Origin of the sequence: Shimia isoporae (assembly GCF_004346865.1) — a bacterium.
Taxonomy (GTDB): domain Bacteria; phylum Pseudomonadota; class Alphaproteobacteria; order Rhodobacterales; family Rhodobacteraceae; genus Shimia; species Shimia isoporae.
In genome coordinates this window covers 194,323-214,796 of record NZ_SMGR01000003.1, presented here as the reverse complement: position 1 = coordinate 214,796, position 20,474 = coordinate 194,323, and the positions used below count along the sequence as shown (strand labels likewise).

28 protein-coding genes are annotated in these 20,474 nt (G+C 56.4%); 18 read left to right on the top strand and 10 right to left on the bottom strand.

What is annotated here, in order from left to right; genetic code table 11:
- Nucleotides 1–19 precede the first annotated feature (19 nt).
- Genes BXY66_RS15370 through ispH form a run of 3 tightly spaced genes read right to left on the bottom strand, consistent with a single transcriptional unit; the run spans nucleotide 20 to nucleotide 1,880 of the window.
- Nucleotides 20–472 carry a DUF3429 domain-containing protein gene (locus BXY66_RS15370; protein ID WP_132861273.1) on the bottom strand — a complete coding sequence of 151 codons (453 nt, stop codon included), beginning with the start codon at nucleotides 470–472 and terminating at the stop codon, nucleotides 20–22.
- Entirely contained in the window at nucleotides 469–930 is a 462-nt protein-coding gene (locus BXY66_RS15365) for a YdeI/OmpD-associated family protein (protein ID WP_132861272.1), read from the bottom strand. The genes BXY66_RS15370 and BXY66_RS15365 overlap by 4 nt, the downstream gene beginning before the upstream one ends.
- Nucleotides 927–1,880 carry a 4-hydroxy-3-methylbut-2-enyl diphosphate reductase gene (gene ispH, locus BXY66_RS15360; protein ID WP_132861271.1) on the bottom strand — a complete coding sequence of 318 codons (954 nt, stop codon included), beginning with the start codon at nucleotides 1,878–1,880 and terminating at the stop codon, nucleotides 927–929. The genes BXY66_RS15365 and ispH overlap by 4 nt, the downstream gene beginning before the upstream one ends.
- A gap of 118 nt (nucleotides 1,881–1,998) precedes the next feature.
- On the opposite strand from ispH, the gene BXY66_RS15355 reads away from it, so the two are divergent.
- Nucleotides 1,999–2,445, top strand: coding sequence for a c-type cytochrome (locus tag BXY66_RS15355; protein WP_132861270.1), 447 nt, complete (start codon nucleotides 1,999–2,001; stop codon nucleotides 2,443–2,445).
- A 51-nt stretch (nucleotides 2,446–2,496) separates the two neighbouring features.
- Here the strand turns inward: BXY66_RS15355 and BXY66_RS15350 are convergent, their stop codons facing one another.
- Nucleotides 2,497–3,072 carry a LabA-like NYN domain-containing protein gene (locus BXY66_RS15350; protein ID WP_132861269.1) on the bottom strand — a complete coding sequence of 192 codons (576 nt, stop codon included), beginning with the start codon at nucleotides 3,070–3,072 and terminating at the stop codon, nucleotides 2,497–2,499.
- A 153-nt stretch (nucleotides 3,073–3,225) separates the two neighbouring features.
- On the opposite strand from BXY66_RS15350, the gene folK reads away from it, so the two are divergent.
- From folK to recO, 14 genes are all read left to right on the top strand, one after another.
- On the top strand, nucleotides 3,226–3,786 hold the full coding sequence (folK, locus tag BXY66_RS15345; protein WP_132861268.1) for a 2-amino-4-hydroxy-6-hydroxymethyldihydropteridine diphosphokinase: 561 nt from the start codon (nucleotides 3,226–3,228) through the stop codon (nucleotides 3,784–3,786).
- A gap of 72 nt (nucleotides 3,787–3,858) precedes the next feature.
- The gene (rpoZ, locus tag BXY66_RS15340; RefSeq protein ID WP_132861267.1) at nucleotides 3,859–4,212 is read left to right on the top strand and encodes a DNA-directed RNA polymerase subunit omega; all 354 of its coding nucleotides are present in this window, start codon (nucleotides 3,859–3,861) and stop codon (nucleotides 4,210–4,212) included.
- A gap of 25 nt (nucleotides 4,213–4,237) precedes the next feature.
- A complete protein-coding gene (locus BXY66_RS15335; protein WP_132861266.1) occupies nucleotides 4,238–6,400 on the top strand; it encodes a RelA/SpoT family protein in 2,163 nt (720 codons plus the stop codon).
- A 17-nt stretch (nucleotides 6,401–6,417) separates the two neighbouring features.
- A complete protein-coding gene (locus BXY66_RS15330) occupies nucleotides 6,418–7,098 on the top strand; it encodes a DUF2062 domain-containing protein (protein ID WP_132861265.1) in 681 nt (226 codons plus the stop codon).
- Nucleotides 7,099–7,164: 66 nt separating this feature from the next.
- A complete protein-coding gene (locus BXY66_RS15325; protein WP_132861264.1) occupies nucleotides 7,165–7,899 on the top strand; it encodes a pyridoxine 5'-phosphate synthase in 735 nt (244 codons plus the stop codon).
- Nucleotides 7,896–8,345 carry an ABZJ_00895 family protein gene (locus BXY66_RS15320; protein WP_132861263.1) on the top strand — a complete coding sequence of 150 codons (450 nt, stop codon included), beginning with the start codon at nucleotides 7,896–7,898 and terminating at the stop codon, nucleotides 8,343–8,345. The genes BXY66_RS15325 and BXY66_RS15320 overlap by 4 nt, the downstream gene beginning before the upstream one ends.
- Nucleotides 8,342–8,659, top strand: coding sequence for a Dabb family protein (locus BXY66_RS15315; RefSeq protein WP_132861262.1), 318 nt, complete (start codon nucleotides 8,342–8,344; stop codon nucleotides 8,657–8,659). The genes BXY66_RS15320 and BXY66_RS15315 overlap by 4 nt, the downstream gene beginning before the upstream one ends.
- Before the next feature lie 70 nt (nucleotides 8,660–8,729).
- Nucleotides 8,730–9,182 (top strand): hypothetical protein, encoded by a 453-nt coding sequence (locus BXY66_RS15310; RefSeq protein WP_132861261.1) that lies wholly within the window; start codon nucleotides 8,730–8,732, stop codon nucleotides 9,180–9,182.
- Nucleotides 9,179–9,592 carry a holo-ACP synthase gene (gene acpS / locus BXY66_RS15305; protein WP_132861260.1) on the top strand — a complete coding sequence of 138 codons (414 nt, stop codon included), beginning with the start codon at nucleotides 9,179–9,181 and terminating at the stop codon, nucleotides 9,590–9,592. The genes BXY66_RS15310 and acpS overlap by 4 nt, the downstream gene beginning before the upstream one ends.
- Before the next feature lie 51 nt (nucleotides 9,593–9,643).
- Complete coding sequence (gene lepB, locus BXY66_RS15300; protein ID WP_132861259.1) at nucleotides 9,644–10,480, top strand: signal peptidase I; 837 nt, start codon at nucleotides 9,644–9,646, stop codon at nucleotides 10,478–10,480.
- Complete coding sequence (rnc, locus tag BXY66_RS15295; RefSeq protein WP_132861258.1) at nucleotides 10,477–11,160, top strand: ribonuclease III; 684 nt, start codon at nucleotides 10,477–10,479, stop codon at nucleotides 11,158–11,160. The genes lepB and rnc overlap by 4 nt, the downstream gene beginning before the upstream one ends.
- A 94-nt stretch (nucleotides 11,161–11,254) precedes the next feature.
- A complete protein-coding gene (gene era, locus BXY66_RS15290) occupies nucleotides 11,255–12,163 on the top strand; it encodes a GTPase Era (protein ID WP_132861257.1) in 909 nt (302 codons plus the stop codon).
- Nucleotides 12,163–12,495, top strand: a complete 333-nt coding sequence (locus tag BXY66_RS15285; RefSeq protein ID WP_132861256.1) for a DUF1491 family protein — start codon at nucleotides 12,163–12,165, stop codon at nucleotides 12,493–12,495. The genes era and BXY66_RS15285 overlap by 1 nt, the downstream gene beginning before the upstream one ends.
- Before the next feature lie 73 nt (nucleotides 12,496–12,568).
- The gene (recO, locus tag BXY66_RS15280) at nucleotides 12,569–13,291 is read left to right on the top strand and encodes a DNA repair protein RecO (protein ID WP_132861255.1); all 723 of its coding nucleotides are present in this window, start codon (nucleotides 12,569–12,571) and stop codon (nucleotides 13,289–13,291) included.
- Here recO and BXY66_RS15275 read toward each other — a convergent pair.
- Together BXY66_RS15275 and BXY66_RS15270 are read right to left on the bottom strand one after the other, a co-directional pair.
- Nucleotides 13,275–13,679 (bottom strand): META domain-containing protein, encoded by a 405-nt coding sequence (locus tag BXY66_RS15275; protein WP_132861254.1) that lies wholly within the window; start codon nucleotides 13,677–13,679, stop codon nucleotides 13,275–13,277. The genes recO and BXY66_RS15275 overlap by 17 nt on opposite strands.
- A gap of 3 nt (nucleotides 13,680–13,682) precedes the next feature.
- Nucleotides 13,683–14,234, bottom strand: a complete 552-nt coding sequence (locus BXY66_RS15270; protein WP_132861253.1) for a TetR/AcrR family transcriptional regulator — start codon at nucleotides 14,232–14,234, stop codon at nucleotides 13,683–13,685.
- A 90-nt stretch (nucleotides 14,235–14,324) separates the two neighbouring features.
- Here BXY66_RS15270 and BXY66_RS15265 point away from each other — a divergent pair, with 90 nt between their 5' ends.
- Nucleotides 14,325–14,726 carry a hypothetical protein gene (locus BXY66_RS15265; RefSeq protein ID WP_132861252.1) on the top strand — a complete coding sequence of 134 codons (402 nt, stop codon included), beginning with the start codon at nucleotides 14,325–14,327 and terminating at the stop codon, nucleotides 14,724–14,726.
- Nucleotides 14,727–14,814: 88 nt separating this feature from the next.
- On the opposite strand, the gene BXY66_RS15260 is transcribed toward BXY66_RS15265, so the two are convergent.
- The gene (locus tag BXY66_RS15260) at nucleotides 14,815–16,503 is read right to left on the bottom strand and encodes an acyl-CoA dehydrogenase family protein (protein ID WP_132861251.1); all 1,689 of its coding nucleotides are present in this window, start codon (nucleotides 16,501–16,503) and stop codon (nucleotides 14,815–14,817) included.
- A gap of 142 nt (nucleotides 16,504–16,645) precedes the next feature.
- Between BXY66_RS15260 and BXY66_RS15255 the strand changes: the two genes are divergently transcribed.
- Nucleotides 16,646–17,413: a sulfite exporter TauE/SafE family protein gene (locus BXY66_RS15255; protein ID WP_132861250.1), complete on the top strand. Its 768-nt coding sequence runs from the start codon at nucleotides 16,646–16,648 to the stop codon at nucleotides 17,411–17,413.
- A gap of 87 nt (nucleotides 17,414–17,500) precedes the next feature.
- Nucleotides 17,501–18,604: an AI-2E family transporter gene (locus BXY66_RS15250; protein WP_165929204.1), complete on the top strand. Its 1,104-nt coding sequence runs from the start codon at nucleotides 17,501–17,503 to the stop codon at nucleotides 18,602–18,604.
- Here the strand turns inward: BXY66_RS15250 and BXY66_RS15245 are convergent.
- From BXY66_RS15245 to BXY66_RS15235, 3 genes are read right to left on the bottom strand one after another with little or no spacing between them, the layout of a single operon-like run.
- Complete coding sequence (locus tag BXY66_RS15245; RefSeq protein ID WP_341785815.1) at nucleotides 18,601–19,110, bottom strand: DUF2478 domain-containing protein; 510 nt, start codon at nucleotides 19,108–19,110, stop codon at nucleotides 18,601–18,603. The two genes, BXY66_RS15250 and BXY66_RS15245, sit on opposite strands and share 4 nt — an antisense overlap.
- Nucleotides 19,107–19,580, bottom strand: coding sequence for a potassium channel family protein (locus BXY66_RS15240; protein WP_132861248.1), 474 nt, complete (start codon nucleotides 19,578–19,580; stop codon nucleotides 19,107–19,109). Before BXY66_RS15240 ends, BXY66_RS15245 begins: the two co-directional genes overlap by 4 nt.
- A gap of 22 nt (nucleotides 19,581–19,602) precedes the next feature.
- The gene (locus tag BXY66_RS15235) at nucleotides 19,603–20,379 is read right to left on the bottom strand and encodes an HpcH/HpaI aldolase family protein (protein ID WP_132861247.1); all 777 of its coding nucleotides are present in this window, start codon (nucleotides 20,377–20,379) and stop codon (nucleotides 19,603–19,605) included.
- Nucleotides 20,380–20,474 lie beyond the last annotated feature (95 nt).

Here is a 20,474-nt window from a genome sequence, read left to right as displayed (position 1 = left end):
TTGTCTCCGTTTGGCTAGGTCAATAAACGATGCTGATTGCGAGGCAGGTGACAACCACGGCTGTCAAAATCAGGCGCAGGCGCATCCACCATGGCGGGGTCAGGCCCCACTGAAAAAATGCGTAATCGAGTAGTAGCAAACCGGCAAAACCAAACAACAGGTTTGTGCCGGCGCTGACCGGACCGCCGCCGGTCATGAAGAATGCCCAGAGCGCCGGAATCACAGAAAGCGTGTACCCAACCGCCGCACGTGCGCCACCTGCCTTAGTTGCGAAACCCCACAGGACACCGGACATGAAACTCAGGATCACCGACCCGTAAAACAATTGCACATAGGGTCCGACAAACCGTGGGCCAAGCGTTGCCGCCCCCCAATCCTGAAGGGAGGGTTGCAAAATCGTCAGGGCTCCCCAGACGAAAGGGATCAGCCCCGCAAGTCCAAGCAGTAGAGGTGCAGTGGGTATCCGGATCATGCTCGGCTCTCCCTTAGTGACGCCAAAAGGGCGTCAATCCGTTTCTGGCGTGTCTCGGCGCGCTTCGCGCTTTCAATCGGGTGAAGGAGGCCGCGTTTTTTACCTGCGGTCAAGGCGTCCCACTGTTCGGCCAGGCCAGAAGTTTGCACCTGAGCGACGACATCTTCCGGCATGTCCACATAATCGGGATCGGCTGCCTTCAGGCGCACGTCTAGCAGGTCATCGGGTGACACCCCAATTCGGCTCAGAAGTGATTTGCCGGTCCAGAGGAAAGCTCCGCTGATTACCGGAGCCCGGCTGACCGCAAGATTTACAGGATGATCCGCGATTTCTCCTTCGACCCTCTTTGGATGGTTTAGAGCCTCAAGTACGGATTCCGGCAGCGGCAAGACCGTATAGGTCGATTTGCCCCACTCCATTGGCACGATTTGCGCCTCGAAGGATACGTATCGGGTCACACCTCTACGTCACGCAGAACGCGCGGCACTTTGAAGTTTACACGTTCCACAGCGGTTTCCACGATATCGACAGTCACATCGAACCTTTCGCGGAATGCGTCGATGACCTCGTTCACGAGTACTTCGGGCGCGCTTGCGCCGGCAGTTATTCCCAAAGTGCCTATGCCCTCCAGCGCCCGCCAATCAATGTCTCCCGCGCGTTGTACCAACTGGCTATAGTCACAGCCGTTCTTTGCTCCCACCTCGACCAGACGTTTTGAATTGGAGGAATTCGGCGCGCCGACGACCAGCATTGCGTCCACTTTCGGGGCCACTTCCTTGACGGCTTCCTGCCGGTTGGTTGTCGCGTAACAGATGTCTTCTTTGTGGGGTCCCACGATGTTCGGAAAGCGGGTGTTCAGCGCGGCGACAATGCCTTTTGTGTCGTCCACGCTCAGGGTGGTTTGCGTCACAAATGCAAGCTTGTCGGGGTTTCGGACCTCAACCGTTGCGACGTCATCCTCGGTTTCCACCAACAGGACTTCACCCTCTGGGAGTTGTCCCATTGTTCCGATGGTCTCAGGATGTCCGGCATGGCCGATCATTATGATTTGCAATCCGTTGTCGGAGTGCCGTTCAGCTTCGATATGGACTTTGCTCACCAGTGGACAGGTGGCATCGACGTAGATCATGTTGCGTCGTTCGGCCTCTGCAGGCACGACCTTGGCCACGCCATGCGCCGAAAAAATCACGGGCCGATCATTGGGGCATTCGTCCAGTTCCTCGACAAACACCGCACCCTTGTCGCGCAGGCCGTCGACCACAAATTTGTTGTGAACAATTTCGTGACGCACATAGACCGGAGCACCCCACTTTATGAGAGCCATTTCAACGATCTTGATGGCGCGATCGACACCGGCGCAAAATCCGCGCGGCGCGGCAAGGTGAATTTGTAGCGGTGGTTTGCTCATGTTTGTCTCCCGAACGCGCTCTCACAGGTACGCCGTCACGCGCGCCTCGTCCAGAGGCTTGACCTTCCAGCGCGGGAGGCTGCTACGCGCCCCGATAATACCAATACGGGAGACAAGAATGCGTTGGATCATGGCAGGTGCGGCAGGGGTTTCGGCAATAGCGCTTGGGGTCTGGTGGACTCAATCGACGGCTGAGGCAGGTATTTTGCCCTACAAGGATGCGGATAGCGTGGCGCGCGGCGTCGAGATTTACGCGGAAAACTGCGCGGCCTGTCATGGCGCTGACCTTGAGGGTGAGCCGCAGTGGAAACGGCGAAAAGACACTGGGAGAATGCCTGCGCCTCCTCATGATGAAAGCGGACATACGTGGCATCATGCGGATGATGTGCTGTTTGCAATAACCAAGTTTGGAACGGAAAAAGTTGTGGGGCAGGGGTATGAGAGCGATATGCCCGGCTTTGAAGACACACTGAGTGATCAGGATATTCTGGATGTGCTGGCCTACATCAAAAGCACTTGGCCTGATGAGGTTATCGAAATGCACAACGGTGTGAATGGGGGATAATCAAATCGGTAAAAGAAAAACCGGGGCGCGTCGGCCCCGGTTTCGAAGGTATCACTTTGCGGTGAATTCTTCTTCGCGTTCACGCTCCGGCATCGGATCGCGCGGTGGGCGACCGATCACTTCGCGCAGGCCGTCCAACTCGATGAAGTTGTCTGCCTGACGGCGCAGCTCGTCCGAAATCATCGGCGGTTGGCTGCGGATCGTGGATACGACCGAAACGCGCACACCTTGACGCTGCAGGCTCTCTACGAGCGGCCGGAAATCCCCATCTCCGGAAAACAGCACGATGTGATCGACATGGGGTGCGAGTTCCATGGCGTTGACCGCCAGCTCGATGTCCATGTTGCCTTTGACCTTACGGCGGCCCTGGCTGTCGGTGTATTCTTTCGCAGCCTTCGTCACCATGGTGAAGCCGTTGTAATGCAGCCAGTCCACCAGAGGACGGATCGGAGAATATTCGTCGTTCTCCAGTAGGGCGGTATAGTAGAAAGCGCGCAGCAACTTGCCACGACGCATGAACTCGGCACGCAACAGTTTGTAGTCGATGTCGAAGCCGAGCGACTTTGCGGCGGCATAGAGATTCGACCCGTCTATGAACAGCGCGAGCCGTTCGTCTTTGTAAAACATCAAAATGTCCTTTCTGAGCCTGCCACGCGTGGAATGTCCCGTGAGTGTTAAAATGAACGAGCGTGACAGTACTATAAGGGTAGTGATATTTGCGGCAGCATCAAGTTCAGGCCCCGTCTATTTGGTATAGGTGGGTAAAAAAGTGACGCAAAAATGTGTAAAACCATACTCTTAGCGCTCGGCGGGAACCTGCCTTCACATGTTGGTGTACCAACAAAGACGCTTTCCGCTGCGCTGCAGAGGTTGAATGGCGAGGGAATTGTTCTCCTTCGGGTCAGTCGATTCTTTGAAACGCCCTGTTTCCCGGCAGGCGCCGGTCCCGACTATGTGAACGCGGCTGTGGTTGTCGCAACCAACCGCGAACCGCATGAACTGCTATCAAGACTGCATGAGATAGAAGCCGAATTCGGACGCGAAAGGGAAACGAGGTGGGGCATGCGGACTCTGGATATCGATCTGATTGCGTACGGCGATGTGGTTCTTCCGGACCTTGATACTCAGCGATCCTGGCGTGATCTGGCGCTTGAGGAGCAGGTGCAAGCGACACCGGATCAACTGATTCTCCCCCATCCGCGTTTGCAGGACCGGGCGTTTGTCCTAGGGCCCTTGATGGACGTTGCCGCGCAGTGGAAACACCCGCTGTTGGGGCAAACTGTGGCTCAAATGCACGCGAAACTGCCAGCTGAGGACGTCAAAGCGTTAAAAAGCCTTTGAAACCTGCTTGTCACCACTCAGAATTGCGACTAGATACACCACTTCTGATCAGACCGTAAAATGGAGTGCCGCATGGCCCGCGTAACCGTTGAAGACTGCGTCGACAAGGTTCCGAACCGTTTCGAACTCGTAATGCTTGCCAGCCACCGCGCACGTGAAGTGTCCGCCGGTGCTGCAATCACGCTGGACCGCGACAACGACAAGAACCCTGTTGTTGCCCTGCGCGAGATCGCCGAAGAAACCCAGACCGCCGACGAGCTGCGCGAACGTCTGATCGAGGCCAACCAGACCCAGATTGAGGTCGACGAGCCCGAAGAAGACAAAATGGCTCTGCTGATGGGCGCCGAAGCGGACGCGCCGGCTGACGACGACATGTCCGAAGAAAAGCTCCTGCGCGCGCTGATGGAAGCGCAAGGCCAGGGCTAAGCCGTAAGGCTTAAGGGAAACGTGTATGGCCGAAACCGACGACAAGGTCGCCCTCTTTCCGGCAGATGATCTTGTCGCGCTGGTTCGCGCCTACAACCCCCGCACAAACGAAGCGTTGATCCGCGCGGCCTATGACTTTGGCCGCGCGATGCACGAAGGGCAGTTTCGTCACTCAGGCGAGCCCTACTTTACCCATCCCATCGATGTCGCTTGTATTCTGGCCGAGCAGCATCTGGACGATGCCTCGATTATCACAGCGCTGCTGCACGACACGATTGAGGATACCAAAGCCTCCTTTGACGTCGTGGCAGAGAAATTCGGGGATGAAGTCGCCGACCTTGTCGACGGTGTGACAAAGTTGACAAACCTGCAGCTGAGTTCAACAGAAACCAAGCAGGCTGAAAACTTCCGCAAGCTTTTCATGGCGATGTCCAAGGATCTCAGGGTGATCCTTGTGAAGCTGGCAGACCGTCTGCACAACATGCGGACCATCAAGGCAATGCGTCCGGAAAAGCAGGCGCAGAAGGCTCGAGAAACCATGGATATCTACGCGCCGCTGGCAGGGCGTATGGGTATGCAATGGATGCGCGAAGAGCTCGAAGACCTTGCTTTCAAGGTGCTGAACGCGGATGGCCGCGCTTCGATCATCCGCCGCTTTATCACTCTGCAGAAAGAAACTGGAGATGTGATCGAACGCACCACCGGCGATATGGAACACGAACTGGCAGAAGCTGGCATCAACGCGCAAGTCATGGGGCGAGCCAAAAAGCCGTACTCGATCTGGCGCAAGATGCAGGAAAAGGATCAGGGCTTTTCGCGTCTGTCGGACATCTATGGCTTCCGTATCATTACCGACAGCGAGCAGGACTGTTATCGGGTGCTGGGTGTGATCCATCAGCGATGGCGGGCGGTGCCCGGCCGGTTCAAGGACTACATTAGCCAGCCCAAGTCGAACGGATACCGTTCGATTCACACAACGGTCTCAGGCCGGAACGGTCGTCGTGTAGAAGTGCAAATCCGCACCCAACAGATGCACGACGTGGCAGAGTCCGGCGTTGCAGCGCACTGGTCGTACAAAGATGGGGTAAGGGGCGAAAACCCATTTGCCGTTGATCCGGTGAAATGGATTTCGGGCCTGACCGAGCAATTCGACGCGGAAGAAGATCACGAGGATTTCCTCGAGGCTGTGAAGCTCGAGATGTATTCGGATCAGGTGTTCTGCTTCACGCCAAAGGGCGAAGTCGTAAAGCTGCCCCGCGGGGCGACCCCTATCGATTTTGCCTATGCCATTCACACCCGCATCGGCCATGCCTGTGTCGGGGCCAAGATCGATCACCGCCGCGTGCCTCTCTGGACACGGATCAAGAACGGTCAATCGGTGGAAATCATCACAGCCGAAGGGCAAATGCCGCAGGCAACATGGCTCGACATTGCCACGACAGGGAAGGCTCGCACGGCGATCCGGCGCGCTCTGCGGGAAATGGACCGCGAGCGTTACGTGAAGCTCGGCGCTCAACTCGCCGTTGCCGCTTTTGAACAGGTGAACAAAAAGCCGACGGACAAGGCTCTCAACATTGCGGCCAAGCACTTCAGGCTCAAAGGCAAGGACGAGGTTCTAGCCCGTCTCGGATCCGCCGAATTGAGTGGTGTCGAGGTCGTGCAGGCGGTCTATCCCGAGCTTGCACCGGACGAAGCGGAAGAAGTCACGTCAGAGCGCGCGGTTATCGGTTTGGCCGCCGACCAGAGTTTCCAGCGTGCAAAATGTTGTCAGCCGCTTCCTGGCGAACGCATTGTCGGTATCACCTACCGCGGACAAGGTGTGGTGGTGCACGCCATCGATTGTGACAGCCTGTCGAATTACGAAGACCAGCCGGACCGCTGGCTCGACCTGCATTGGCAATCCGGCAAGTTCAAACCGATCTTCGAGGTCAAACTCTGGATAACGATTGGAAATGACGCCGGGGTGCTGGGACGTATTTGCACATTGATTGGCGAGAACAAGGCCAATATCTCAAGCTTGGAGTTTGTGGATCGCAAGCCTGATTTTTATCGGTTGCTGGTCGGCGTCGAACTTGCGGATGCCGAACATCTGCACAAGTTGATGCTGGCGCTGGAAGCTGAGAACGACGTGGCAGAGATCGCACGCTATCGCAACCCGGAACCGGCCCGCGCGCCCAGCGGGACCTGACAACCAAGGAAGCCCAAGTGGTATTCAAACGCCGCGACAGAAGACCTTTCTTCCAGGTGCTGGGGGAGTTTTTCTATCCGCGCGGTGGATGGACGCGGGCGGCCCGCTATGTGCAGCACAGGTTGCGCCGCCTGCCCGGAACACCGGAAACCATAGCGCGCGGCGTGTGGTGCGGGGTGTTTACCACCTTCTCCCCGTTTTACGGTCTGCATTTTGTTGTGGCAGCCATTCTTGCGCGCATACTCAACGGCAACCTGTTGGCGGCTTTACTGGCGACATTTTTCGGCAACCCGCTGACCTATGTGCCGATTGGTGTTGTGTCGTTGAAAACAGGGCATTTCCTGCTGGGCACAGAGTTCGAAGCCGGAGAGCACAAGACACTCGGACGCAAGTTTGCCGATGCCGGTTCGGACCTGTGGCACAACTTCTTTGCTATCTTCACAGACAGGGTCGCCGACTGGCATGGTCTCAAGATTTTTTATGATGAGGTCTTCTACCCTTATCTTATCGGAGGCATTGTTCCCGGTATCCTTACCGCGACAATCGCATATTACTTGAGTGTGCCGGTGATCCGGGCATACCAGAAATCCCGCTCTGCGCGCTTTCAGAAAAAGATCATGCAAGTCCGCGCAGCGGCCGAAGAGCAGGTTGCGCGCACGCAAGAAGAACAGGCGCAAAACGACGCGCCCAAATCCTGAAAAAACCGGTTTTCCTTGCTCAAAGGCCGCCGTAGTGTCGGGCCAACGATCATAGGAGGAAACGCCATGCTGCGCCTTGGTGTGAACATCGACCACGTTGCCACAGTGCGGAACGCTCGGGGCTCCGCCTATCCGGATCCGGTCCGCGCCGCAAAGCTGGCCGAAGAGGCCGGTGCTGACGGGATAACCGCCCACTTGCGCGAAGACCGTCGCCACATAGAGGATGCGGACATCGATGCGCTCATGGACGCACTGACCGTGCCTCTGAATTTCGAGATGGCCGCCACTGACGAGATGCAGGCGATCGCCCTGCGTCACAAGCCACATGCAGTTTGCATCGTGCCGGAAAAGCGCGAGGAACGCACCACGGAAGGTGGCCTTGAAGTCGCGCGCGAAGAGAACAAGCTGGCCCACTTCATTGCGCCGCTGCGCGATGTGGGATGTCGGGTTTCCATCTTTATTGCGGCCGACCGCGCGCAGATCGAAGCCGCCAACCGGATTGGCGCGCAGGTAATCGAGCTGCACACGGGTGCCTATTGCGATTTTCACGCCGAAGGCCGATTTGACGAGCGCGACGCGGAGCTGAAGCGTCTGACCGAAATGGCGACATTCGCCCATTCTTTGGGGCTGGAGGTCCATGCGGGGCACGGCCTTACATATGAAACCGTCGGCCCGATTGCGGCATTGCCAGAGGTGATGGAACTCAACATCGGCCACTTCCTGATCGGGGAGTCTATTTTCCTCGGTCTGGAGCCCGCCATTGTGGAAATGCGGCGCATCATGGACGAGGCACGCGCATGATTAATTTGCGCAAATACGCCATAGTGTTTGTCCTAACTGTGCTTGGCCTAATGGCGGTCGGTTATGCGTTGGGAGCGATTGGGATCACCGTGCCGGCGGGTTTGAACACTTGGCTGCCAGCGGCAACCGCAGCGGTCGTTGTCGGACAGCAGCTGGCAAAGGAGACGGGAACCGCTCTGTCATCCGGAACCTATTGGCGGCTCGGCGTCCCAACGAGCGTTGTTGCAACCGCCCTTCATGCTGCGATCGCGTCGATAATCTTTCTGGGGCTGTTTGTGACGGCCGGGGTGAACATGTTCGCTCAGATCGCGGCAGTAGGTGCCTTTGGTCTGGCGATAATCGGCCTTATTGTGGTGCTGGCGATCTATCTGTCCAACGTCTGCTTTCTCTGGCTTGGCGTGAAAAACGGCCTGCGGGTCAAAAGTGCAAAGGCAGATGACACATGATCCGACATATCGTGATGTTGAACCTCCGCCCACATGTACAGGCTCCGCTGGATGTGGTGCTTGCGAAACTTGCCGAACTGGTGGACACGCTGGACGGCTGTTCCAATTTTGTTGCGGGGCCAAATCGGGATTTCGAAGCAAAGTCGCAGGACTTTCCTCACGGATTTATGTTCGACGCAGAATCCGCCGAGGCGTTGGCTGCCTATGCTGAACATCCTGAACATATCGCGCTCGGGTCCAGACTGGTTGCGATGTGTAACGGCGGGGGCAAGGGCATCACAGTATTCGATCTGGAGATTCCGTCCTCCGGCTGACACCGCTTTCATCTCGCTTTTTCTTCGGATTTGGGATTTGCTGCCTGAAAATCAGATTGGGAAGCCGTTTATGACCCGCCTCAAGACATTGGTCTTTGCCGTTTTGACCCTTTGTGCCTCGCCTTTGGCCGCACAACAGGTCTTTGAGTGTGACTGGCGCGCCCGCGCGGATTCCATTGTCGAACCATGGGATGAGAATAGCCGTAGTTTTGCCAATGGTGACGTGCGTATTGCGCTCTTGGACACAATCGAACCAGCAGGCGGCGCATATCATTTTTTAGTCCTGTCTCCGCCCTATGACGAAGTGGGCGGTCGCCAGTGCAGGGTTCTATCGCTTGACGAGGGCCTCGGGTTTGCAGGTGTCGACTTTTCCACACTCGAGGCCTCTTATGACCCCTCGGTAGGCTTGGTTTTTCTGGTGGATGTGGGGCTCTACGATGGAGAAACAGGCACGTCCAAGCCGCAACGGCTTGTGTTCACTCTGAACCAATCCACCGGAGGCATCGGAGCGTTTTGGCCATGATACTCGGTGTGGGTACCGATCTGGCAAACATAGACCGAATTGCCGGTACTCTGGAGCGGTTCGGCGACCGGTTCCGAAATCGTGTGTTCACCGAGATTGAGCAGGCCAAGGCAGAGCGCCGAATGGATACCGTCGGCACTTATGCCAAACGCTGGGCAGCGAAGGAGGCCTGCTCCAAAGCGCTGGGCACTGGGTTGCGTATGGGCATCAGTTGGAAGGACATGGCGGTCAGTAACCTGCGTACAGGGCAACCGGTGATGCATGTTACCGGATGGGCCGCCGAGCGCCTCAAGGAAATGACGCCGGAGGGTCATGAGGCCATCATTCACGTCACGTTGACAGACGATCATCCATGGGCGCAGGCCTTTGTTGTCATCGAAGCACGCCCCGTCGCGGCCAAGCCGGGTTGACTTGCCCCGCCTGCAGTCGCATGTAACCCCCGACCTAACGCGGAGAGACCCATGGCCGATAAAGCCAAGCAGGACAACGGCATCGTTGAAACCATCAAGACCATTGTCTATGCGCTTCTGATTGCGGGTGTCTTCCGCACCCTGTTCTTTCAGCCGTTCTGGATTCCATCCGGCTCCATGAAAGATACGCTGCTGATTGGCGATTTTCTTTTCGTGAACAAGATGACCTATGGCTATTCCTACGCATCTTGCCCATCCATTCGCATTCAGCGTCTTGGCATCAACATTGACGCCAAGGATATCTGTGGTTGGCTGGATGGCGACAACAGCCGCATCATGGGCAGCGAACCCGAGCGCGGCGATGTCGTGGTGTTCCGTCATCCGGTGTCCGGTCAAGACTACATCAAGCGCCTGATCGGTTTGCCCGGCGACAAAATCCAGATCAAAGACAGTCTGCCTTACATCAATGGTGTCCCGGTCAAGCAAATGCCTGACGGAGTTTTTGAGGAAATTTCCGAGCCGCAAGGACCGGAGCGCCGCTTCCCGGGCTGCGAAAACGGCCCGGTTGGCGAAGGCGGTATTTGTGTGAAGTCGCGCAAGATCGAAACGCTGCCAAATGGCAAAAGCTATGGCGTTTTGAATATCGGTGAGACTTCGGGAGACAACCGCGGTGTCTATACCGTGCCGCAGGGCCACTACTTCTTCATGGGTGACAACCGCGACAACTCGACCGACAGCCGCGTGTCCCAGAACCGCTATGGCGTCGGTTTCGTACCGTACGAAAACCTGATCGGCCGCGCGGACCGCATCATGTTCTCTTCTGCGGGGCGTTCCATGTTCTTCTTCTGGACCTGGCGCGGTGATCGCTTTTTCAAGGCGATCGAGTGAAGCTGTCTGCTGAACTCAAAGCGCTCGAGGCGCGGCTGGGGTACACCTTTGAACGCCCCGACCTTTTGGTGCGCGCCGTTACGCACTCGTCCATGAGTTCACCGACACGACAGGACAACCAAAGGCTGGAGTTTCTGGGAGACCGTGTTTTGGGCCTCGTGATGTCCGAAGCCTTGCTTGAACACGACAAGTCGGCTTCGGAGGGACAACTGGCCCCGCGTTTCAACGCGTTGGTGCGTAAGGAAACCTGTGCGGATGTGGCGCGCGATATCGATCTCGGCGCGGCGCTCAAGCTGGGGCGGTCGGAGATGATGTCCGGTGGCCGACGCAAGCAGGCATTATTGGGTGATGCGATGGAGGCGGTCATTGCCGCCGTCTATCGCGACGCCGGTTTTGATATTGCGCGAGATATGATCCTGCGGCTTTGGGGCGCGCGAGTGCAGAGCGTCGAGGCTGATGCCCGCGATCCCAAGACGTCACTTCAGGAATGGGCGCAGGCCCGCAAGTTGCCGCCGCCAAAGTACGATCTGGTCCAACGCTCCGGTCCCGATCATGCGCCGGTCTTCAAAATTGCCGTTCGCCTTGAAAACGGGTTATCCGCCGAGGCCACCGACAGTTCCAAGCGAAAAGCGGAACAAGCCGCCGCAAAGGCACTCTTGGCAGAGGTTGAAAAGGGGTGAGCTTCTGCTCATCTCAGTGCGAAGGCGTCCTCCCCCTAGAACCACAGTTCGTTTTGAGCTACAGACGCGCCTTAACCAGACAAAGGCTGACCCAATGACCACACGCGCCGGATTCGTCGCACTGATCGGAGAGCCCAATGCGGGCAAATCGACGCTCACAAACCAAATGGTGGGCGCCAAAGTTTCGATTGTGACCCACAAGGTTCAGACCACCCGCGCCCGTATTCGCGGCGTGGCGCTTGAGGGTGAAAGTCAGATTGTGTTTGTCGACACGCCGGGCCTTTTCCGTCCCCGCCGCCGCCTTGACAGGGCGATGGTTGCCGCCGCTTGGGGCGGAGCAGCGGACGCCGACATTATCGTGCTGATGATCGAAGCGCACCGCGGTGTGACAAAAGGCGTAGAAACGATTTTGGAAGGTCTGGAAGAAATCGGTCAGGGGCGCAAGGTTGCGTTGGCGATTAACAAAATCGATCGCGTGAAATCCGAAGATCTACTGGCACTGGCCAAGAATCTGAACGAGCGCTTTGATTTCGTCGAGACCTTTATGATCTCGGCAGAGAAAGGCCACGGCTGCGACACGCTGAAGGCATGGCTGGCAGGTCAGCTTCCCGAAGGGCCTTGGCTCTATCCTGAAGACCAAATTGCGGACCTCCCGATGCGTATGATCGCCGCTGAGATCACCCGGGAAAAGCTGACGCTCCGCCTCCATCAGGAATTGCCCTATCAGATGACGGTTGAAACCGAGAGCTGGGAAGAGCGCAAAGACGGGTCCGCACGAGTGGATCAGATGATCTATGTGATGCGTGACGGGCACAAAGGCATTGTCCTTGGCAACAAGGGAGAGACCATCAAGGCGGTTTCCAAGGCGTCGCGTGAAGAACTTGAAGAGTTTATGGGGCGCCGTATCCACTTGTTTTTGCAGGTCAAAGTACGCCCCAACTGGCTTGAGGAAAAAGAGCGCTATTCTGAAATGGGCCTCGATTTCCGCGACGGCAACGCCTGATTATGCGCCTGACCGCAGAGTTCTGGGTTCAGGCCTATCTGGCACGTTTGCGCACCTACGAAATCCCGGCTTTTGTTGTGGCGCATGGCGACGACACAGCAGGCGCGGTGTTGGTCAAGCTGAATACGCTGGACGGGCAGGCCATGGTGTTTGAACGTTCGTTCGACCTAATGAGCGGTGAGCGACGCTGGGTGGTTCTGTCTGAAGGTGCGGAGGCAGATGTTGACGCTGCCTTGGCCAAGCAACGCAGTTTTGATGCCGATGCTTGGGTGATCGAGGTAGAGGACCGTCAAGGGCGTCACCTGCTTGATGAACCGGGTTTGGCGGATTGACGGTCTGACAAAACGCCAGCCGCTCTTCCATTTGTAATGCGCTTGCGATTACCTGTGCCAAAGGAGGGCGCGGATGGACTGGCGCGATCAGGGCTTTGTGCTCTCGACCCGAAAACACGGCGAAACCTCGGTCATCCTTGAGGTCTTTACTCCCGAGCATGGGCGCCATGCGGGCGTGGTACGTGGCGGGGTCAGCCGGAAAATGACGCCCATCCTGCAACCCGGACATCAGCTTGATGTGACCTGGAGAGCGCGGCTGGAGGACCACCTCGGCAGCTTCACCGTGGAGCCTGTTAGATCGCGGGCAACGGTGCTCTCCGATCGAATGGCGTTGGCGGGGCTGAACGCAGTCACGGCTCTTTTGGCATTCTGTTTGCCAGAACGCGAAGTGCATGGAGACCTCTATCGACGTTCGGAGCAATTGCTGGACTTATTGGGTCAGAACGATATCTGGCCGCTTGCGTATCTGCGTTGGGAAATGGCGTTGCTGGAGGAAATGGGGTTCGGATTGGACCTGTCTGCCTGTGCGGTTAAAGGCACCAATCGGCACCTCGACTTCGTGTCACCCAAGTCGGGTCGCGCGGTGTCCGCCGAGGGAGCAGGGGAGTGGGCGGATCGCTTGCTGCCGCTGCCGCCTGTAATGCTGGGTAAAGGTGAAGCGCCCGATGACGAGATTTCGCAAGCATTTAGAACGACGGGCTATTTCCTCTCGGAAAAACTCGCGCCCGAATTGGGGCTGCGCCCCTTGCCCGAGGCCCGCGGTCGGTTTGTTGATTTGTTCAACCGCCGTCTGTGATCCCGACAAATACCATCTCGCGCCCGTCTTCGTTGGTTAGCACCATATTGGGGCCAGAAACCTCGACGATCTGCATGTCCTTTAGGTCCGCGAAATACTTGCGTTCTTGAGTGGAAAACGTGCATTCCGGTGCAGTGATGTTGTCCTCAAGTTCAATTTCGAACCACGGGTAGGGCGCCCTCTGCCCTGCAGTAAATTGGGTGCAGGGACCCGTTCCATTTACGCTGCCATGCGGGCCAAAAGCGATTTCGTTGGAAAAAGTGACTGGTTGCCCGTCAACTTCGACAAGGCGCCAGACATAGTTGCCGCCGCCGTATTTGACGAGCGTTTCACCGGGGTCGCATGCGGTTATGATCAGCAAGCAGCTAAAGAGAACAAGTTTCTTCATGGCTTATTGATAGAGTGCCAAAATCAAATCGACCAGAGTGCCCATGGCGGGGCCGTTTATCTCGCCGTCACGCGACGAAAGATCGTCCATGCCAATCACGGAAGCATACAGAATCCGCACCAGTTCCGGATTGGTTAGACCGATTTCCTTCATCAATGCTGACAAGTACTGCATGCGCAAACCGTCTACACGGGCGATGGCCTCCGCAACCTTCGGGTCGCTGCGCCCCCAAGCGCGTATCGCTGGTTCCAACGCTATGCCACCGTAATCGGCAGGCGCACCTGACACAGCGATCTGGCCAAGTGCCCGCAACTTGTGAACGGCCGATTCCTGTTCTTCAATTTGCGTGACGATGTCCGCGTATGCTTTGCTCTCCCATTCCTTGAGGATCGCGGAATGAAAAGCTGGCACGTCTTTGAAGTGCCAATAGAACGAACCCTTCGTGGTCTTGAGCCGTCGCGCCATAGGCTCCGCCTTGAGCGCGCCTCCACCTGCTTCGGTAAGTGCCACGAAACCGGCTTTCAGCCAGTCCTGCTTTGATAGTCGTTTACTCATGCATCAACCATACGGTAGCGTATTGACTCTCGCAAGCGCGCGGCCCAAATTCTCAACCATACGGAATCGTATGGTTTGAGGAGAGGGAATATGAATTATTGGATGGCTTCTGCAGGCGGGCTGCTTTTGCTAACGGCGTATGTGCATGTCTTTATGGGCGGGCCGGAAATTCATGACGTGATTCAAGCGAGTGCACTTGACCCCGGGGTCCGAGGCGTCGCGGCTGTGATCTGGCATGCAATCACAGCGATCTTGCTTGTTTATGCGGTGGTTTGCGCATCGCTTGCGAAGTCACCCAACCGCGGCCTCGCACTCCATATAATAGCTGTGCAGATCTGCTTTGCAGCGCTCTTTGTGTTCTACGGTCTGACACTGCTGGGAAATCTTTCAGTCATGCCACAATGGATCATCTTCCTGACAATACCTGCCGTAATGGCAATGGGATTGCGGTCTGAGAAGGCCCAACGTCGCGCCAACGTAATACCGACGTAATACCGACGTTATGCGGAAGTGTGTTTCTCACGAAAAAGCCCCGCACGGCACTCTGACCGGCGGGGCTGTTTCGTGAGTGAAACCGAGTTTACGCGAGAAGACGTCGGGCGATCACCTGCGCCTGAATTTCAGCAGCGCCCTCAAAGATATTGAGGATACGCGCATCGCACAAAATTCGGCTCACGGAGTACTCGAGAGCAAAACCGTTACCACCGTGGATCTGCAAGGCATTGTCCGCGGCGGCCCAAGCCACGCGGGCGCCGAGAAGTTTGGCCATTCCCGCTTCGAGGTCGCAACGATGGCCGTGATCTTTCTCCCATGCGGAGAAGTAGGTCAATTGACGTGCGACCATGATTTCAACGCACATCATCGCCAGTTTTCCAGCAACGCGCGGGAAATTGATCAGCGATTTTCCAAACTGCTTGCGGTCGATGGCGTATTGCATGCCCACGTCCATGGCGGCTTGGGCAACTCCAACCGCGCGGGCAGCAGTCTGAATTCGTGCGGATTCAAAAGTTTCCATCAACTGCTTGAACCCTTTTCCTTCTTCACCGCCTAGAAGGTTTTCACCTTTGACCTTAAAGCCGTCAAAGCCCAGTTCGTATTCCTTCATGCCGCGGTAACCGAGCACCTCGATTTCGCCCCCGGTCATTCCCTCGGTCGGGAACGGGTTTTCGTCTGTGCCCGGTGTCTTTTCGGCCAAGAACATCGACAGCCCACGGTGGTCAGTGGTGTCAGGATTGGTTCGTGCGAGCAACGTCATAACGTGAGTACGCGCAGCGTGAGTGATCCAGGTTTTGTTGCCTGTGACCTCCCAGTTGCCATCCTCGGTTTTGACCGCACGTGTCCGCAGTGAGCCAAGGTCGGATCCCGTGTTCGGCTCGGTAAACACAGCTGTTGGCAGGATTTCAGCGGAGGCGATTTTGGGCAGCCACTGTTGTTTCTGCTCTTCGGTACCGCCGCAAAGGATCAGCTCTGCCGCAATTTCGGAGCGGGTGCCCAACGAACCAACGCCGATGTAGCCACGCGACAGTTCTTCCGAGACCACAACCATGCTTGCTTTGGACAAGCCAAAGCCGCCGTACTCTTCCGGAATTGTCAGGCCAAAAACGCCCATTTCCGCAAGTTCTTCAATGATTTCCATCGGGATGAGTTCATCTTTCAGGTGCCACTCATGTGCATTCGGTTCCACGCGGTCCACTGCGAAGCGACGGAATTGCTCGCGGATCATTTCCAGTTCTTCCTCCAGACCGGAGGCGCCGAACATGATATTTGCGGATTGTTCCTGCATCAGCTCGACGAGGCGCATGCGCGCGGCTTGTGAGTTTCCAGAGTCACACAAGGTCATCACCGGGGGCTGCATCAGACCGCGCAGTTCGTCTTGCGAAAGACCCAGATCCTGCATCCGGATGATCTCACCTTGGCTCATAGGAATGCCGCCATAGACCTGCCAAAGGTACTCACCAAAGGCAATCTGGTGGATCAGTTGCTCAATCTCGCCAAACTTGCCGTCTTGGTCCAGTCGTTCTGCCCACGCCTGCATCTGCTTCAGCGACTGGGCGTATGTGGCGAGCCAAGACAGGCCATGCGCCGCGGTCTGGTTCTCCTCGATGAGTTTGCCAGAGACTTTGCCGTCAACAGAGACCGTTTCGCGCACGCGTGCGGTCGCAGTTTCCAGAAGTGCCTCAACCGGGGCCACAGCCGCGCCGGTCAAAGCCAACAAATCGGGAAGAATCACGGGGCTTGTCATCGTCAGGTCCTGTCCATCATGGGCCATAGAAATGTATCCTCTGTTTCTGCACTGTGACATATTTCTTTTGCAGTTGCAGCGCAACAAAAATGCCAACTAACGCGACGTTTTGTTCATATGTTGCGCATCCAAATTTTGCACGTGCAGCGAATACGGCCTATAGCAAACTATGGATGCAATTCTCGCAAACTTCACCCCTGCAACACTTTTCCTGTGTTGTGCCATTGCCGTTTTGGCTGGCACCATCAAGGGGCTGGTGGGATTTGCGATGCCAATGGTGCTGATTTCGGGGTTAGGCTCATTTCTCGAACCGGAGCTTGCTCTGGCTGGGTTGATTCTGCCGACAGTGGTTACGAATGGCGTGCAAGCCCTAGGGCAAGGAGTGCAAGCGGCTTGGCAGTCGATCAAGCGATTCCGGCTTTTCTTGATATTCGGTGGTGCCGCGCTTTTGATAAGCGCTCAGTTTGTGCGCGTCTTGCCAAATCATGTAATGCTTTTGATCATCGGTGTGCCGGTGGCGCTGTTTGCAATTGTGCAACTCGTGGGCCTGAATCTCGCGAGTTTTAAACCAACGGCAAGAAAGGAAATTGCGGTTGGCACTTTTGCCGGTGTCCTGGGCGGCATGTCCGGCGTTTGGGGGCCGCCGACGGTGGCCTATTTGACAGCGCTGGGAACAGAAAAATCCGAACAGATGCGGGTTCAGGGTGTGATCTATGGCCTTGGCGCGGTTCTGCTTGTCGTCGCACATGTGGGTTCTGGCGTGCTGCGAGCGGAGACAGCGCCTTTTTCGCTTTTATTAGTGTTTCCGGCGTTAGCTGGCATGTGGCTGGGGGCCCAAATGCAAGGCCGTATAGACCAGGCCGGATTTAGAAAAGCGACTTTGCTTGTATTGCTGATTGCGTCGCTCAATTTAATCCGCCGTGCGGTTTTCGGCTGACTGAGGTCGGGCCCGCGCTGTTTCACCTTGTCCGGAACCACACAACAGATAGGATGTGGCCAACCTCCCGAGCCGGAGCATAAGCCGTTGAAAGATCAAAGCGTTCCTTTGCGGATCACCGCAACCAGCCTCGCCGTCATAGCGACGATAGCGACAGGGTGGTTTTTGAACGCGGCGCAAGCAATCATGGTGCCGATCGTGCTTGGCGCGTTGTTGGCTTTTCTAATGGATGGAATCTCGCGCGAACTGGAGCGAATACCTTATTATTCCAAGTTCGTGCCACCTTGGGCGCGCATGACCATCACAACTATCGTGTTGTTCATCGCACTTACGGCGATCATCGCGTTTTTTGCGCGAAACCTTGACCCTGTTGTGCGCGCTATTCCCGACTATGCCGATGCGCTCTCCTCGTTGGTCTCGGACATGGCGGCGCGATTTGACTATGAAGTCGAACTTACGTGGCGGTCTCTGGACCGCATCATTTTCGAGAACTTCGACTTGCAGTCCGTGATCCGCCTAACGCTGAATTCTGTCAGCTATTCAGCAGGCTACCTTGCCTTGGTATTCCTTTATGCGGTGCTGTTCCTGATTGAGCGGGAGAGTATTTCGACGAAGATTGCCGCCATCGTACCGATCGAGGAAAACCGTAAAAATGTATGGCGCACGATTGATCTGATCACAGACCAAATCGGCACTTACTTTACCACTAAGACGCTGATCAACGTGGTGCTGGGTGTGATCTGCTATGTGATCTTCAAGATTTTTGGGATCGAGTTTGCGGCTTTCTTTGCTGTTACCACCGCGATCTTCAACTACATTCCCTATGTTGGCAGTTGGATCGCGATGGCGCTTCCCATGTTGTTCGCGATTGGCCAGCTTGGATTGAGTTGGAATGTGCTCTGGTTGTTTACATCGCTGAGTGCGGCGCAGTTTGGTATCGGGTATTTTTGGGAGCCACGCCTGATGGGCCGGTCTATGAACCTTAGCCCGGTCATAGTGATGGTGTCCCTTGCGGCTTGGACCGCAATTTGGGGGCTGATCGGTGCCATCCTGTCAGTCATCCTGACCTCGGGCATCATGACGATTATGTCGTTTTTTGAAACCACGCGTCCGTTGGCCATCATGCTGACCAACAATGGAGACGTGCCTGATTGGCGTGATCTGGAAGCAGAAGACGAAAAGGCCGCTTAGGAAGCGTTTACCTTGTCGTACCAGGCCATCAGGGCGTCGATGTCAGGTGCGACTTCTGTCGCCATTCCATCTGCAAATTGGGTAAAACTCTCGACGTTGAGAGGGTTGGTGCCCGCGATCACTGTCGCGCCATTTCCGGCGGCCTCCGCCAAAAGGTCACGAAAGCCTTTGCCCTCTGCTTCTTGCTTGCCGAATTTATTCAGCAGGAACACATCATAAGAAGATTGCATGCTGCGGGCGACTTCGGTCACTGCATGTGCCATAGCATCCGGATCAAGCCGACACCCGCGCGCCTCTTTGCCGAGGGATTGGCTGATGCGGATAATGTCTCCGTCCGGCAGTATCTGAACATCCATGTCGCACAGCTGATCCGGCGCACATTCGGAATTGGTTTGTACGATGCCACGGGTGGCGATCGACCGTGCTTCCAGACGCTTGGCCAGCTCTGCCAGCAAGAGATCAAGTTCACCGCGCCCATGCGCCATTGTGTATGCGATTTTCATCATGCGTCTTTGTTGCCGGAGCTATGGAAAGAGTCAAATTTGCTTTCAAAGGATCGCGGCAGCAAACGGCTGACAAGAGATACCAGAAAGGCGGTTGAGAGGCCGAAACAAAGAATGCCTGAAACGCCTCCGAAAGCACCAAATACCCGAAAATCGACCGGCAGGACCAGATCCCCGTAGCCGACTGTGGTATAGGTAACGAGTGAGAAATACAGGGCGTCATAGAAGTACTCGATGGCGTCCAGATGCATCAGAGAATACGCCCATAGCCAGACCTGAATCGTGTGCGAAAAGACGATCAGGGCAAAGGATACACCGGTTATTATCGCTGTGCGGATTGCGCGCCCGCGATTGCGGATCAGATGTCCCACGCCCTGCAGAATTGGGATCATGCTCGCCAATAGGCCAACGTGAATCACCGCGCAAAGACTGAGGACCACCGACCCCCAGATGAGTTGGTCCGCTTGGCTCATAAGTCGTCTCCGTTCTTGTCGTTCAGTCCAGAAACGCTTTGGCGTCGGCACTCAATGCGCGCGCGGCCTTGGCAAGAACGAGTGTGTCCATGCCAACCGCGACGAACGTTGCGCCTTGCTCAAGATGCTTCTTGGCACCTTCGAGAGTGAGTGTCAGGATGCCTGCCGCCTTGCCAGCGGCCCGGGTTTTCTTGATTGCAGCCTCGATGGTGTCCTGGACCTCGTCAGCTTCCGAGTTGCCGGGGTATCCCATATCGGCCGAGAGATCCGCGGGACCGATGAACACACCGTCCACTCCTTCAACGGCCAGAATTTCATCAAGGTTTTCAATGGCGAGTCGGCTTTCTGCTTGAACTAACAAACAGATTTCATCGTTTGCTGTGGTTACATAGTCCGGGATCGCGCCGAACCCAGTTACGCGAGAACCGGCGCCTCCCATGCCGCGAATGCCTTCTGGGGCATAGCGGCAGGCGCGAACCAGTTCGCGCGCCTGGTCTGCTGTATCGACGAGCGGCACGAGCAAGGTTTGCGCGCCGGCATCAAGCGCCTGCTTTATGATCCAATCCTGCCCATAGGGCACACGGACCACGGCATGGCTGGGCGAGGGATCAATAACCATAAGTTGGTCACGGATGCTTCGCAGGTCATTGGGACCGTGTTCGCCATCAATCACCAGCCAGTCAAAGCCGGTGGTGGACATGAGTTCGGCTGCGTAAGCCTCTGCGAAAGACATCCAACATCCGATCTGCGGCTGGTTGTTTGCGAGAGCCGCTTTAAACGTGTTCTTTGGCGCCGGCATGTCATGTGTCCCCTTTGGGTTGGGTGAGTGGTCGGAATGATCAAAGACATTAGGCAGGAGGCTGTCCAGCCCTTTGCACGCGAAGAGGCTCCCAA

Excerpts from the sequence above, each read along its gene's own strand:
- BXY66_RS15315 (WP_132861262.1), top strand. The coding sequence starts at position 8,342 with ATGATCCGACATATCGTGATGTTGAACCTCCGCCCACATGTACAGGCT.
- BXY66_RS15265 (WP_132861252.1), top strand. The coding sequence starts at position 14,325 with ATGAATTATTGGATGGCTTCTGCAGGCGGGCTGCTTTTGCTAACGGCG.
- acpS (WP_132861260.1), top strand. The coding sequence starts at position 9,179 with ATGATACTCGGTGTGGGTACCGATCTGGCAAACATAGACCGAATTGCC.
- BXY66_RS15260 (WP_132861251.1), bottom strand. The coding sequence starts at position 16,503 with ATGGCCCATGATGGACAGGACCTGACGATGACAAGCCCCGTGATTCTT.
- rpoZ (WP_132861267.1), top strand. The coding sequence starts at position 3,859 with ATGGCCCGCGTAACCGTTGAAGACTGCGTCGACAAGGTTCCGAACCGT.
- BXY66_RS15320 (WP_132861263.1), top strand. The coding sequence starts at position 7,896 with ATGATTAATTTGCGCAAATACGCCATAGTGTTTGTCCTAACTGTGCTT.
- recO (WP_132861255.1), top strand. The coding sequence starts at position 12,569 with ATGGACTGGCGCGATCAGGGCTTTGTGCTCTCGACCCGAAAACACGGC.
- BXY66_RS15240 (WP_132861248.1), bottom strand. The coding sequence starts at position 19,580 with ATGAGCCAAGCGGACCAACTCATCTGGGGGTCGGTGGTCCTCAGTCTT.
- lepB (WP_132861259.1), top strand. The coding sequence starts at position 9,644 with ATGGCCGATAAAGCCAAGCAGGACAACGGCATCGTTGAAACCATCAAG.
- ispH (WP_132861271.1), bottom strand. The coding sequence starts at position 1,880 with ATGAGCAAACCACCGCTACAAATTCACCTTGCCGCGCCGCGCGGATTT.
- folK (WP_132861268.1), top strand. The coding sequence starts at position 3,226 with ATGTGTAAAACCATACTCTTAGCGCTCGGCGGGAACCTGCCTTCACAT.
- BXY66_RS15270 (WP_132861253.1), bottom strand. The coding sequence starts at position 14,234 with ATGAGTAAACGACTATCAAAGCAGGACTGGCTGAAAGCCGGTTTCGTG.
- BXY66_RS15355 (WP_132861270.1), top strand. The coding sequence starts at position 1,999 with ATGCGTTGGATCATGGCAGGTGCGGCAGGGGTTTCGGCAATAGCGCTT.
- BXY66_RS15275 (WP_132861254.1), bottom strand. The coding sequence starts at position 13,679 with ATGAAGAAACTTGTTCTCTTTAGCTGCTTGCTGATCATAACCGCATGC.
- BXY66_RS15335 (WP_132861266.1), top strand. The coding sequence starts at position 4,238 with ATGGCCGAAACCGACGACAAGGTCGCCCTCTTTCCGGCAGATGATCTT.
- BXY66_RS15255 (WP_132861250.1), top strand. The coding sequence starts at position 16,646 with ATGGATGCAATTCTCGCAAACTTCACCCCTGCAACACTTTTCCTGTGT.
- era (WP_132861257.1), top strand. The coding sequence starts at position 11,255 with ATGACCACACGCGCCGGATTCGTCGCACTGATCGGAGAGCCCAATGCG.
- BXY66_RS15310 (WP_132861261.1), top strand. The coding sequence starts at position 8,730 with ATGACCCGCCTCAAGACATTGGTCTTTGCCGTTTTGACCCTTTGTGCC.
- BXY66_RS15350 (WP_132861269.1), bottom strand. The coding sequence starts at position 3,072 with ATGTTTTACAAAGACGAACGGCTCGCGCTGTTCATAGACGGGTCGAAT.
- BXY66_RS15245 (WP_341785815.1), bottom strand. The coding sequence starts at position 19,110 with ATGATGAAAATCGCATACACAATGGCGCATGGGCGCGGTGAACTTGAT.
- BXY66_RS15235 (WP_132861247.1), bottom strand. The coding sequence starts at position 20,379 with ATGCCGGCGCCAAAGAACACGTTTAAAGCGGCTCTCGCAAACAACCAG.
- BXY66_RS15325 (WP_132861264.1), top strand. The coding sequence starts at position 7,165 with ATGCTGCGCCTTGGTGTGAACATCGACCACGTTGCCACAGTGCGGAAC.
- BXY66_RS15370 (WP_132861273.1), bottom strand. The coding sequence starts at position 472 with ATGATCCGGATACCCACTGCACCTCTACTGCTTGGACTTGCGGGGCTG.